This window comes from Arthrobacter pascens, assembly GCF_017052465.1.
Taxonomy (GTDB): Bacteria; Actinomycetota; Actinomycetes; order Actinomycetales; family Micrococcaceae; genus Arthrobacter; species Arthrobacter pascens.
In genome coordinates this window covers 1-11,950 of the sequence record NZ_JAFHKT010000102.1, presented here as the reverse complement: position 1 = coordinate 11,950, position 11,950 = coordinate 1, and the positions used below count along the sequence as shown (strand labels likewise).

The window sequence follows — 11,950 nt, the reverse complement described above, 5'->3', positions numbered from 1 at the left end:
GGCGGTCAGGGCTCGACGAAGGTGGGCTCGCTGGGCTCCACGACGGCGTAGTCGCGCTCCCAGCCCTCGTTCTCGAGCTTGAGTTTGGAGATCGCCACGGCGTTGGCGTTAGCGTCGAGGTCAGGCAGTGCCTGGTACTCCGAGACCCAGCACCGGAAGACGGCGTAGGAGAGGACGACCTGCCCCGCCTCGTTGAGCAGCTCGACTATGATGTCCTTGCGGAAGTCCGCGAGGGACACCTCGCCGCCGAGTCCGGAGCCGAAGTTCCAGACCTTGTTGGCCCACTGCTCGAAGTCCTGGTCGTGGGTGACGCCGCGCTCGAGCGTGATGGCGTCGTACTCGGTGCGGCCCGGTGATTTGAACGACGTCGACGGGTCTCCGCCGGAGCGGTGCTTGACGACCTCGGTGGTGCGCTTGAGCAGCGACACTTTTGACACGCCGGCGACGTAGCGGCCGTCCCACTTCACCCGGAACTTGAAGTTCTTGTACGGGTCCAACCGCTGTGCGTTGACTGAGAACTGTCCCATGTCGGATACCCCCTCAGACCGCCGGCTGCACGATCTGGCGCAGCGTGATGACGACGAATTCAGCTGGCTTGAGCGGTGCGAAGCCGATGGCGATGTTGACCACGCCAGCGTCGATGTCCCCCTGGGTGGTGGTGCTCGCGTCGCAGGCAACGAAGTAGGCCTGCCGTGCCGAGGTGCCCTTGAAGGCCCCCTGCCGGTAGAGGCCGTGCATGAAGGAGGTGCAGTTGACGCGCAGCTGCGACCAGAGATCCTCCCCGTTGGGTTTGTGCACGGCCCACCGGAGGGCCTCGGACAATGACCGGAGGATGTAGTCGGCGGTGCGCCTCACCGGGATGTACTTCCACTCGCTGCCGAGCGCGTTGGACCCGTCCACCGTGCGTGAGCCGAAGGCGACGGTCTGGTAGATCGGGAACTGCCGTATCACGTTGAGCCCGACCGGGTTGAGCAGGCCGTGCTCCGGGTCGGAGATCGACACCGCCGGTCCGTAGACCCCGGCCAGCACCGCCTCGGTCCCGGCCGGCGCCTGCCAGACGCCCACCTGGGCGTCGGTCCGGGCGATCACGCCGGCGATCGCACCCGACGGCGGGTGGCTGATGATCGAGCCGGGCTGGAGCGGGTCGTCGACCCGGATGCGCGGGAACCAGGCGGCTGCGTGTGTGGAGGAGAAGCCCAGTTGCATGGTCTTCCACTGTTCGGCGGAGCCCACGTCGTTGACCTGCGGCGGCGGGTCGACGACGAGGAAGGCGAACTTCTTGGCGCACACCCGCGCCGCCTCGGCGTACACCGCCACCACGTTGCTGTGCTGCGGCACGGCGGGGTCGGTCGTCGACGGCCGGACCAGGTCCGGGAGGCAGAGCAGGTTGAAGAACGGGTCGGGCCCGTCGAGGGCGGTGACAGCGTTCTTGAAGACCGTGTCTGACGGCTGGCCGTGCGTGGCGCCGTCGACGCCAGCGGTGGCTGTCGTGACCAGGCCGGCGATTGGCAGGCCGAGCCGGACCCGCGACGGGCCCGAGGACACGTGCGGCGTCGCGACGGACCCCATGTTGTAGGCGGCGCTCAAGGACGATCCGCTCGCGGGGCCGGCGAAGGTGATGGTGGCGTCGTGGATGCGTGCGGTGCCCGCGGGGCCGGTCGGGCGGGTCAGCGACAGGCGGAACTGTGCGCCGCCCTCGAACAGCTCACCCTGCACCTCGGCGCCCGCCAGCTTCGCGATCTCGGCGGGTGTCGCGCGGAGCGTCTGGTTGATCGCCCCGACCAAGCGGGCGACGAGCTCGCGCGGGCTCGCCGGGGTGGGCGAGCCGGTCGGCAGCGCGACGACCTCGAGGGCGGTCACCGTGTTGGCGGCGTCCGCCGTCCCGTCCGTCTGGCGGCGGGTGATCGTCAGCGCCAGCTTGAGGTCGGCGGCGATGGTGGCGGTGGCCGGGCCGGCGCCGATCTTGTAGACCGTGCCGGTCGGAGCCGGGCCAGCCGCGTCGCGCGGGGCCATCGCGATCTTCACCAGCCGCGAGCCGGTCGCCGGGTCGTTGACCACGGCGTCGGCCGTCCTGGCGTTGCCGGAGGCTGTGGTGAGGTTGGTGAACCGCTCGACGGTCCCGGTCACGGAGTCGACGACGGTGAGGTTGAACCGCTTGGTGTCCGCGGCCGCACCGAAGGGATCGGCCCCGATGTCGAAGGAGTCGATCTCGAGGAAGATCCCGTTGCCAACCGCGCCCGTCCCGAGCGCGGTCACGGTGAGGGCGGTCGCGCCGCCGCCGCTGCCGGGGACCACCGAGCTCGCGGCCGCCGACCCGCTGACCGGGAGCCGGGTCACGAAGGCCTCCGACCCGCCGTTCGCGAAGAAGTGGAGGACCGAGTAGGACAACGAGCTCTGCGGGTGCAGACCCCCGAACTGCCGCTCGAAGTCCCCGTAGTTGAGGCAGCGCACGGGCCGGTTGTCGATCCCGGTCCGCGTTGGCCCGATGAAGTGGGCCACCGAGGTGCTGGCACCGGTGATGGTGCGGACCCCCGAGCTCTTCTCCTGGGTGTAGACCCCGGGATACGTCAGCTGCAGCATCGACCCTCCCCGCGGCGGTCGACCCTGGCAGGCCGGCCCCGATGATCTGGCCGCGCAGATCTTCACCTGCGCGGATGCCGGTCGGACGACCGGCGGTCCACGTAACCCTACTAGTGCCGTGCGGGGGTCGCTATACGTAGAACTACCACCTCAGCGTGAGCAGCCCGTCGGCCAGCGTGGGGCGGTCGCCGGTCGCGCGGTCGAGCAGGCCGAGGCCCTCCGCGCGGCGTACGGCGACGAGACGGTCGTGGGCGTCGAGCTTGCGGTAGATGTTCCCGAGGTGCTTGTGGACCGTCCGGGGGGAGACCCGGAGGCGGAGCGCGATGGTGTGGGCGAGCAGCCCCTCTGCCATCAGCCGCAGCACCTCGATCTCGCGCTGGGTGAGGCCAGATGACGGGGCGACGCCGTGATCCTGCCCGCCCGCGGCGTGGGGTGCGGCGATCCGTATCAGGTCGGACAGCGGACCCCGCAGGCAGTCGAGCAGGTGGACGGTGGGTGCGCACAGGTGGTCGCGGCCGCCCAGCACGACCAGGCGCAGCTCGGGCCCGTCGACGTCGAGAGGCACCAGGGCGACGTCGCGGCACCGTAGCACGTCCTCGAACAACATCGCCGCCACGGTCGCCTGCCAGCTCAGCTGGTGGGACTCCGTCGACAGCCGGCGCGCGCGGCGGTCGGCCGAGAGCAGCCCGATCAGGTGGGGCACGACCGCTGGCAGGGTGTCGAGAAAGGGTTGGGCCCGCACCAGATCGGCCTGGCCCGGCCACGAGACGATGCTCAACGTGCCCGCGGTCGGATCCAGCTCGACATGGGCCGCGACGGCCGCCTCGGTCTCGCGAGCCAGGCACCGGCAGAGGGCGACCTTGGTCGGGACCCCCTCCGCGATCGCATGCAACACCTCGAGCGTCACCGAGAGCACGGCGGGGTGAAACCGGGCCTGGGCCGCCGACGCGAGGGCATCCTCCGATCGGCTGGACTGCTCGCTTTCCCGTCCCCAGCGATGCTCGACCATCACCACCTTGCTCTCGACCGCCGGGTCGAGGACGACCGTGCCCTCCAGAGAGTCCGGATCGATATCAGTCACGGTCGAAGACGCGCTGACGCTATCAGAGTAGAACCCCACGACATTCGTGGCATCCGATACGGGTATGTCGCCGACTTGAGTGCGCGGAGCAGGTAGCCCTCGTAGATGTAATTCTCACCCCGAGTCAGGCACACGGTCCCGTCATTGAAGCCCTGATAGGGCCTCGCTTGATCATCCGATACCTCGGTGCCGCCGAATCCTCGCACGAGAATCAGCGGACGAAGAGCATTCAACATGAACAATCACCTCCGTCGATCCCAACTGTGATCGCAAAAAACTCCATAGCGTCGCGGACCTCTGACTATAGAAGTCGCGCGTTACTGACGCGTTATCGGCAGCATGGCAGGTCCTTCGGCGCTCGGCCATAGGCCATTCAGCCCACCTGCTTACGTGTCTGCGCAGGGCGCGTTTCTTGGCACCTGCCTAATCTGGTATCCGGCTGATCGCTGAGGCAGCCGGAGCCATGGTGTCGAGACCCATCTGGGCAGGGGTGATCACTTATATCCTCCGGGGCACCGACGTTCCCGGACTCAAAAATTAGATGAGCTATCAATAGGACAATCAGGCCGACGAAAAATATCCAGCCGCGCACCCATAGATCCATGAGAAAAGACTGATGCGTTGGAACGGTGACGTGTTACTCCCGCGTTACGAAGTCCGGTCAATACGTGATGGCTGACGACACCGGGAACCCTGCGTAGTAGCGAGTGATGGCTCTTGTGGCGCCGCCAACAGCAGGCCTTGATGTTTAGGTGGAATTCCGCGAACGGATCCTTCGCCCAGGCCGGAAAGTTCATGCGCGGCGATGAACTCGACGGGGGGCAGGATGCAGGGGACGGACCATACGGCTGACACTGTCACCGTCAGTAACGCCACAGTAACGACATCCGCCGATATTGGTAGGACGAGCGAGCCAAACGTTGACCCGCCTACCCGGCCAGGCGGACCTGTCAATCTGGAAGGTTCAGACCCTCAGAGGAACCAGCAGATGAATTGGGGAGGCAGCAATGGTCACTGGCGTGACGATCGCAGACGGATTGACCCCGACGAGCGGATGCCGCTACAACCCGATCGACGACAGGGTCTATGTCGCAGAGATCTCCGGCCGGGTGTCGAGCATCGGCATGGACCGCTCGATGCGGGCACTCACCCGCGACCTGCGCGGCGCCGTGGATCTTGCGATCACCAGCGACGGTCTCGCCGCGTTCGTCGCCATCCGCGATGGCCGCCTCTACCTGCTCGACTTGTCCTCGCCCGGGTCGGCGCCGCAGCTCGTCGCTAAGGATCTCGGCGAGGTCGCGCAGATCGCCTGGGTTCCGGGGCGGGCCACCGTGTGGGCGGTGCAGACGGGACCGGAGGGACGCCTCATTGAAATCGCACCCGCGACAGGCGACGTCTCGCGCCTGTCGGACGCGCTCGACAACGGAGTGGGCCTTGCAGCGCGCGCGGACGGCTCGCTTGCCTACGTCTCGCGTCGGGACGAAATCCTCGCGGTCGATGTTTCGGGTGGATTGATCTCGCCGCTCACGGGTTCGTTTGAGAGCCCGGGCCGCCTCACCTGGACGGACGACAGCGAGACACTCCTGTTACACGCGGAACCCGGCACAGGCGGCAGGGTGCAGCAGATCGACTCTGCCGGTGTGACGGCGGCGCTGTTCGACGCCGGGGATGTGCAGCCCACGAGCATCGGAATGGTGCGGGATCGGGTGGTGATCAGTGGTATGCGCGAGGTCATCGTCTACGACCTCGCACCCGTGCCGCCCAGACCCGTGGTCACCGCCCTCTCGCCCCTACTCGGCCACGGCGGCGACGTGCTGGTGCTCTCGGGCAGCGGGTTCGGGGACTGGGCGACACCGGTTACCGTCGAGGTCGGCGGCGTGCCAGCGACCGTGCTGGAGCATTCGGACCACCGGCTGCGTGTGCTCACGCACCCCGACACGCGGGACGGCTCCGTCACCGTCAGGGTCGGTCCTAACATCCTCGACGCGGGTACGTTCATTTTGAACGAGAGCCCGGGGTACTTCGACGACGGGCCGCCGCTAGTGCTGGCAGATATAGCCCCCGCCCCGGCGCTTGGCGAGCAGGGGCTGCCAAAGTCGGGCGGCGCGGTCTTCGTCGCGCTGGTGAACCCGGCTGATCTGGCGTCGCCGCCGACAGGCGCACGCACAACGATCGACGACCGCTGGAACGGTCCCGGGGATTCGGTCGCCACGTACTACGATCAGGCGAGCTACTCGAAGAGCGCGGTCAGCGGCGCGGTGACCGCCGGGTGGAAGACGCTCAGTGGCAATCTACTGGACTACCACTGGACCTCCGAGCTGAAGCAGAAGGTCGATGCCAGCGGCAACCCTGTCTACGACTCGAACGGCCACGCAGAGTTCGAGACGGACGCCTCTGGCAATCCCGTGGCCCAGACCAACCCCGACGGCACTGTCAAGGTGTACAACAATTTCTGGAACAACCCGCGGCTGGTCGCTGAGGCAGTCCAGCTCTACAAGACCGAGATCGCTGCCTCGCAGCCCGACATGATCGCCGTTACTTGCTACACCGGCGGAAAGTTCACACGCGGGTGGGGAAACATGAGCGCCAAGACGTTCACCTTTTCCGCGGCGGGACTCAGCATCAACGAGACCCTCAGCAAGGACACCCCATACATCACGGTTCACGAGGACGCCGACTGGGGTCGCCTCGCGCACGAGACCGGGCACAACATCATCGATCCGAAGTTCGCGGCGGGTGCGCACCTCGGGGAGGACATATACGGGTCCGATCTTATCGACCCCGCCGAGGCGACCGCCGCGGCATTCGACATCATGGGCTCCCACGACGCATTTCACGCGCTGTTCAGCGGCTCGAACCTAGAGAACCTGGGGTGGTTCGCCGACGCGCACGCGTCGAACCCTAACGACGAGAACCTGAGCGGGCAGACGAACATCGGGCGCGTCAAGTGGGACCGCAACCCCCGCACCCTGGAGGTCGAGCTGCAAGCGCACGGCACGACCGAGAACACGGTTCAGGGCCGGTATCACGTGCTGAAGATCATCGTCACTCCTTCCCTGTCGTACTACGTCGAGGTACGGCAGCGTCCAGGCACGACGGGGCTGGTGTTCGACCCGGGTCTGCCCCTCGGCGGGGCGCCGAACCCGAACCAGGGCGGAGTCATCGTCACACGCGTGCTGCTCGACTCGATCAACAACAACCAGCAAACCCGCTTCATCACCCTCGCGCACGCGCCGAACGTACTGCGCACTGGCAGCGTCGTCGTCGATCCGCTGCGTGACCTCAAGATCACCGTGCTCGACGACAATGTCCAGGCGTGGCCACTGATCTGCAAGGTGAAGATCGAGTGGGCACAGAATGTCCCCGACGATCCGGCGGGCAAGTTCGACCTACGCATCCAGCCGTGGGACGACCACTACCAGACGCCCGACATTTGGATCGACCGTAAGCAGGACGGCGTGTACGACCAGCCCATGGATGCCGAGGGCCGGCCGAAGGGCAGCGGGGACAAACCGCTCGTCAATGCCAAGAACGACTTCTACTGCCGCATCCGCAATGACGGGACGGATGAGGCAACCAACGTCCTGGTGACGTTCTATTCCGTAACACCTCCGGGTGTGGGCGACAACGGAAGCTGGGCGCCGATCAAGACGGCCACCGTGGGCTCCATCGCGAGCGGCTCCTCCTTCGACTCAACGACGGTGTGGGTGCCACAGGTCGGTGAGCACACCTGCCTCAAAGTCGTGGCCACCCATCAGCTGGGCGAGGTCACGGGCGGCAACAACCAAGCGCAGGAGAACATCGCCGAGTTCGACCTGTCGGCCGGCAGCCCGGTGCATCCCCTTACGCTTCCGGTCGCGGTTCGGAACCCGTCTGCTGGTCGCCGGCGCATCCACCTGCGCGCACGGGTCACGGGGCGCTCCGATGGCTACCTCGCGCAGATTCCGCATCAGTGGGTGTGGGTCGACGGACACGGCGAGCGGATGGTCGATGTCGTCATCGCGGCACCCGACGACGTCGGGCGGTATGTTGAGCAGCCGCCGATCGATGTGCGAATCGACGGATTCCTCGAACGACGTTACACCGAGACCGCCGACGGGATCGAGCCGGGCGAATTCCTCTCGCCCATCGGCGGGCTGACCGCCCGGTGCAAGGCCAAGTTCGCTTGCCGCGTGCGCATTTGGGCGGAATCCGGTGGAGGGACGGTTGCAGTGGGCGGGGATGTCAGCCCCGGAGGCTCCGGCATCCCTGTGCTCATCGTTATTACGGGCGGACCCGATGGCGATGTCGTCGTCGATGAGACTGTCACGGGACCTTCTGGCTCGTTCGATACGCAGTTCGAACTGCGCGCGGTGCTCGACCGGAACCCCGAACTGGACGGCCGGGATCTCGACGTGGTCGCCGTCGTCGACGGCGCCGATTTCGTCGCAGGCATGCGCTCGAATTCGGTCCGCATCCGGCCCTGAGCCGGCGGGGAGACGACCAGACACGAGGGGTCGCCGGCGCGCTCGACGACCCCAAATCTTCACGGGAGAGGTGTCGCGGTGCCTGAGCGGGAAACGCGATGGGTAGTTTCTGCCCATTGCAGAACCCCGGACATGACGGAAGACCACTATAGGAACATTGTGGCGAGTTGAATTGATTCGCCCGACAATCGGCCACAAGGGGCTGTGATTCCATTGATACCACATGATATCGAACAGCTCGTATCGTTACGCCTAATCCCTGGAGCCCCCGATGAAGAGGCGGCGGAGGTTATCTACTCCGGCGCAGCCAAGAACCTTCACGACGAAAAGGTGCCGGCAGCACGAATTCAAAGACTGGACTGCACGCACGAAAGGAAGGAAGTTGCAGGTTGAGGGCGGCCAGCAGGAGCCTCGCAGCGCGGACCTAGTGATGGCCATGCGCGGCCCGTCCTCGCGACGAAACCTCTACTACGTGGTGACCCCGAGCCGCGGTATGGACGCATCGGATCCGATCATGATCGGTTCCGATGAAGCGAACAGGGTTTACGAGTTTCTGGCCGGCTGAGGAGTCGGGCAGCTCCTAGTCCGAAAATGACCTCTGACTCCCCCTCCCGGTCGCGCGGGCCCGGGCAGCTCATCTGGAACCAAATCGGCATCATCGGGATGGTGAAAGATCCAGCTGCGGACCGTTACGCGACCTCAGATCCACAGAGGTTCAACTGGTGAGCATGTCACCTATTTCCAGCAGCGGCTCTTTGCCCTAGGCTACAGGCTGACCATCGACGGCATATTTGGCCCCGGTACTGAATCGGCCGCACGCTCCTTCCAGCGCACCAACGGCCTGACCGCGGACGGGATCGTTGGGCCGATAACTTGGGCCGCCGTCGGATAGCTGCTGCCTAAGGCCGACCGTGCTCTGCAAGGCTCCGTGGCCGGCCTTCGTCCCGGAATTGAGGCCCTGCGGCGGCTGAACTGCTCCGGACTGACAAATGTTACGTCTCGGCCGGTCGAACTATCGCTGCCGGCTATACGTGGTTTGGCAATTCTGGGCGGCCAAAGCTGGACGATGTTGGAGGCCCGGTGAGGAACGCGCCATTGGCCAGAGCGGATGACGCTGTCGCGTTTGATGCCGGTCAGATGTTCCGTTCGAGAATGGAACGCAGAAATTGCTCACGTCTGGGCTCATCGAGGAGCAAGTTTTCAATAGTCCACACTACTCAACAACATTCTCCTGTGGAAACGTGTGCACCAGTCGGAGGGCCGAAAGTCGGTGGGCAGTCTGCTTCCAGTGAGGGTCTCACTGCTGTGCAGGAATCGCTGACCGTCCGTTTCCGGCTAGCCAATAAATCAAGTCCCAACCCTTGGGTCAGCAGTGTAGGCGATAATTGTTGCTGGATTCCCAATGATGCCCAACTGCATAGTCTGTTGCTGGGAGAAACTGCCAGATGACGTTGATCATTGACATCCTTCGCGAAACTCCGGATCCTCGTTCCTAGATCTATCCCAGACCTCTGGAACAACTGGATTTGGGGGTATCCCATGGGCGACGGTGACTATGGTGATTTTCGGTTAAGCCTGTTTCAGTCATGGCAACTTCTTTGCGGCGACAACGTCGTGCACGTCGCAGCGCGCCAACAGCGGCTGATTACGGCGCTGGCGATAAACGGTCCGCGCCCCCGGAGTTATCTAGTGGGGCTGCTGTGGCCGGAGCATTCTGAGCCGCGAGCCCTGGAAAGCCTCCGTGTGAGCGTGCATCTCATCACGAGGCAGGTGCCCGGCCTGTTGATCAATGGCGGGGCCGTGCTTTCACTCAGCGAAGCGGCGGACGTCGACCTTCACCGCGTCCGGTCGCAAATTCAGCATCTGATCCAAGTCGGGCTCAACGGCAACGCTGCTTCCTGCCTTCACGAGCTACGTCATGCTGAGCTTCTCCCCGGCTGGTACGAAGACTGGGTGATTTTTGAGCAGACACGGCTTAGGCAGAATCGTCTGCACGCCCTTCTGGTCATCGCCCGCGAGTCCCTGGCACGCTCCGACTGCGAGGTTGCAGTGGAAGCCTCCGAGGCCGCACTGGAACTTGAACCGCTATACGAACGAGCGGTCGGACTCCTAATCCAGGCTGAGCGGCAGCAGGGTAACAACGCCTCGGCGCTTCGAGCCTTCGAGAAGTATCAAGCGCTGCTTAAGGCCGAAATGGGAATTGCTCCATCGGATGCTATTCGAACGCTTGTTGCAGATGTTCGGTGACAAGCAGCTGAAACGGAATGTAAACGGGCGCGTTCCAAAGGCCGACTGGACGGTAGACGTTCAACGGGTTCGGGGTCAAGCCGGCAACCTTGCTGTATCCTTCTATCCTTCTCACCCCGGCGCCTCTAGGCTTCGTCCGGGGAGCCATACTGGGTGAAGAGCCACTGACGTACGACGCTCAGGGCCTCCTCCGGATTGGCAGCGACGACCGTGGCGGGATCATCATCCGCATCCTGGCTATACGTTACCCTGGCTCGGAAACTGGGTACCTGATCCGGTTCGTACCAGGTACGGATGACTAGCGTGCCCATAGGCGGCGTCCTCGAATCGGCCTCGTGAGCGGAGATTCCTGATGGACGATCATCGCTTGTCATGGCGTTTCACCTTACTTTCAGTCTGTAACCAGCCACATGCTGGAAGAACCCACTCTCGAATGCCGGACCCGCCTCTGCTGTCCGGAAACAGCGATCTGGGCAATTCTGCCCAGGAAGGTCTGAGAGCCGGCATTCGCCGGGTACCTTTGATCCTGCTGTACGGGAATCAGGAATCCACCAACTTCCGCAAAAGTTTTGCTCAAGATTGCCCGCCTGATAATGATTCGCCGGGGATACAAGTGGCGCTTTGTCATCGTAGGATATTTCGTCGCACTTCACCGCACGGAACAAGTCCCTGGGCAAGCCGTCCGACTTCGCCACAGAGGTCGAGCAACAGGCTCGCTCATGAACTTTTCCAGAGCAGCTAGCAGGGACGGCGTAAAGCAGTACCTGCCTTGGGGCGGCTGCTCACCTCTGAGGTGCCGTATTACTTTGGAAGTACTCGAAACAACGGCGCCTGGTGAATTGCCTCGTTGTCTGCCCTAGCTTCGAAATTGATTCCCAAAAGCAACGTCAATTTTGAAGGCCTTCGCTTCACATACCACAAGCATTTCCCCCTAAGTTCTGCCACATATGACAAATCTAGTCATATGCTTGTCGACTTCGCAAACTGGTTTAAAATACCGGATTTCCAGGTTCTCGAGGGCTGGCCTGCTTCTGGCGCCCGGGTCGGGGCTGCCGTCTCTGGCTGCGATCGGCCGGCCAGGTGGCCTGCTTTCGCCGGAGCGGGTTGCTGGGCTGCGGCTGACGGGGAGTCATGTGACCACGCAAGCATGCTCCACCGGCCTTGCCCGCGAGGGGAGCGCAGGGGATGCGCTGGGCGTGGAGCTCGGTTTCCTGCTTTCGGGCGCATCGAGTCTCCTCACGACACACTGGGATGTTCCGGTCGAGCCGGCCGGGGAGTTCTGTACGCGGTTCTACCGCGCGTGGCTAGTTGACGGCCTGACCCGGGCGGAGGCGTGGCGGGAGGCCGCGACGTCGATGAGGGACGAAGGCCGCCCGGCTCTTGAATGGGCGGCGTTCAGTCTGTCGGGGTACTGGCAGTAGGCGACACCGTGACCGCGGCGAGGAATGCAAGTGGACACACAGGAGGGTTAAAGCATGAAATCGGCAACAGCGGAGAGCATGGCAGCGATGAACGACGTGGAGATTGCTGCCTCCTTCAATCACTGGGCGACGAGCCTAGTTGATGGCGCTCAAAC

The 11,950-nt window shown here is 64.4% G+C and carries 8 protein-coding genes; 5 read left to right on the top strand and 3 right to left on the bottom strand.

Annotated elements, in window-relative coordinates:
• Positions 1–5: 5 nt before the first annotated feature.
• The 3 genes from JYA52_RS02300 to JYA52_RS22905 form a co-directional block, all read right to left on the bottom strand.
• Entirely contained in the window at positions 6–527 is a 522-nt protein-coding gene (locus JYA52_RS02300) for a phage tail protein (protein ID WP_205651535.1), read from the bottom strand.
• Between the two features lie 13 nt (positions 528–540).
• A complete protein-coding gene (locus tag JYA52_RS02295; RefSeq protein WP_205651534.1) occupies positions 541–2,580 on the bottom strand; it encodes a phage tail sheath family protein in 2,040 nt (679 codons plus the stop codon).
• Between the two features lie 142 nt (positions 2,581–2,722).
• Positions 2,723–3,661, bottom strand: coding sequence for a helix-turn-helix transcriptional regulator (locus JYA52_RS22905; protein WP_205651533.1), 939 nt, complete (start codon positions 3,659–3,661; stop codon positions 2,723–2,725).
• 1,019 nt (positions 3,662–4,680) lie between these two features.
• Here JYA52_RS22905 and JYA52_RS02285 point away from each other — a divergent pair.
• From JYA52_RS02285 to JYA52_RS02265, 5 genes are all read left to right on the top strand, one after another.
• The gene (locus tag JYA52_RS02285) at positions 4,681–8,127 is read left to right on the top strand and encodes an IPT/TIG domain-containing protein (protein ID WP_205651532.1); all 3,447 of its coding nucleotides are present in this window, start codon (positions 4,681–4,683) and stop codon (positions 8,125–8,127) included.
• Between the two features lie 382 nt (positions 8,128–8,509).
• Positions 8,510–8,692 carry a hypothetical protein gene (locus JYA52_RS02280; RefSeq protein WP_205651531.1) on the top strand — a complete coding sequence of 61 codons (183 nt, stop codon included), beginning with the start codon at positions 8,510–8,512 and terminating at the stop codon, positions 8,690–8,692.
• 108 nt (positions 8,693–8,800) lie between these two features.
• Positions 8,801–9,019, top strand: coding sequence for a peptidoglycan-binding domain-containing protein (locus tag JYA52_RS23025; protein WP_205651568.1), 219 nt, complete (start codon positions 8,801–8,803; stop codon positions 9,017–9,019).
• Between the two features lie 647 nt (positions 9,020–9,666).
• Entirely contained in the window at positions 9,667–10,374 is a 708-nt protein-coding gene (locus JYA52_RS02270) for an AfsR/SARP family transcriptional regulator (protein ID WP_205651530.1), read from the top strand.
• Between the two features lie 947 nt (positions 10,375–11,321).
• Entirely contained in the window at positions 11,322–11,795 is a 474-nt protein-coding gene (locus JYA52_RS02265; RefSeq protein ID WP_240459874.1) for a CHAT domain-containing protein, read from the top strand.
• Positions 11,796–11,950: the final 155 nt, after the last annotated feature.

What these genes read in the sequence shown, in the direction of transcription:
- JYA52_RS02300 (WP_205651535.1), bottom strand. Translation starts at nt 527, where the DNA reads ATGGGACAGTTCTCAGTCAACGCACAGCGGTTGGACCCGTACAAGAAC.
- JYA52_RS02295 (WP_205651534.1), bottom strand. Translation starts at nt 2,580, where the DNA reads ATGCTGCAGCTGACGTATCCCGGGGTCTACACCCAGGAGAAGAGCTCG.
- JYA52_RS02270 (WP_205651530.1), top strand. Translation starts at nt 9,667, where the DNA reads ATGGGCGACGGTGACTATGGTGATTTTCGGTTAAGCCTGTTTCAGTCA.
- JYA52_RS02265 (WP_240459874.1), top strand. Translation starts at nt 11,322, where the DNA reads ATGACAAATCTAGTCATATGCTTGTCGACTTCGCAAACTGGTTTAAAA.